General features: G+C 77.1%; 1 protein-coding gene. It reads right to left on the bottom strand.

The window, feature by feature from the left end:
• Nucleotides 1-38: 38 nt before the first annotated feature.
• A partial coding sequence (locus L0B03_RS18160; protein WP_284501997.1) for a zinc-dependent metalloprotease occupies nt 39-1,156 on the bottom strand: 1,118 nt, incomplete at its 5' end.

Genomic DNA, 1,156 nt, shown 5'->3' with positions numbered 1-1,156 from the left:
GCGACCGCGGGATCAGGCCCGGCCACGACGAGCCTGGGTCACCCGTGAACCCGCCGGACCCAGGCGGCAGGGTCGGCGACCTCGCTCGCCGTGGGCAGCCCCTCGGGCCCGGCCCAGGCCGCGTCGAGGGCATCACGCCCGGCTGCTCGACGGACGCTGCGCACGAAGGTGGCGCCGCGGCGGTACTGGGCGAGCTTGGCGTCCATGCCCACGAGCCGACGCAACCAGCGGTCCACCCCGGTCGCGGTCCGCCGTCGGGCCTCCATCCGGGCACGCAGGCGCCGCACGGTCGGGATCCACCGCCGGCCGACGGCGTCCATCGTGACGTCGGCATGGCCCTCGAGCAGGGACATGACGGCGGTGACCTGCGCGACGCGTTCCCGCTGCGCGTCGTCGAGCACGAGGTCGAGCATGCTCCACTCCTCGGGGTCCTCGGACCCGGTGCGCAGCGCCCGCAGCCCCCGCGCGACGGCCAGGGCGAGGTCCTGGCCGGCCGAGCTCCCCGCCACCTCCTCGGCGAGGGCCGCGAGCTCGGCGCGAAGGTGGTCGACCAGCCACGGGGCTGCGGCGAACTGCAGCGCGTGAGTCTGCTCGTGCACGCACACCCAGAGCCGGAAGTCAGCCCGGTCGGCGCCGAGGGCACGCTCGGTGCGCAGGACGTTGGGTGCCACCAGGAGCAGCCGGCCGGACGGCCCCGCGGTCGGGGCGAACGGGTCGAACTGCCCGAGCACGCGTCCCGCGAGGAGCCCGAGGAGCCCCGCGGCCTGGGCAGTGACGGGCACCGCCCGGGCCCCTGCGAACGCCCGACCCAGGGTGCGGGAGGCGTCGGGATGGTCGGGGGTGGCGGAGCCGCCCACGGACCAGAGCGGGTCAGGGTCCAGGTCCGGGTCGTGGTGCTCCTGCCTCGGGGCGGTGAGCCCCGCGAAGGACTGGGCCGCCCCGCGGGACCAGCCAGCACGGTCCACCACGAGGACCCGCGCCCGAGACTCGGTCGCGCCCGCCCGGTCCAGGGCGGTCTCGAGCCGGGACGCCCGGAGGGCGAGGGGCCGCGCGAGCCCCGCGCTCGCGTGCAGGTCGGCCACGAGGGCCTCGAGGTCACCGCGGGACGGGGTGGGGCCGGGCGAGGCGAGACGACCACCCCAAAGTCGGATCGTAG

The sequence above is a fragment of the Actinotalea sp. C106 genome (genome assembly GCF_023630195.1).
Lineage (GTDB): Bacteria > Actinomycetota > Actinomycetes > Actinomycetales > Cellulomonadaceae > Actinotalea.
Note: the sequence above shows the minus strand (reverse complement) of the source record. Positions and strands in the feature narration are given on the sequence as shown.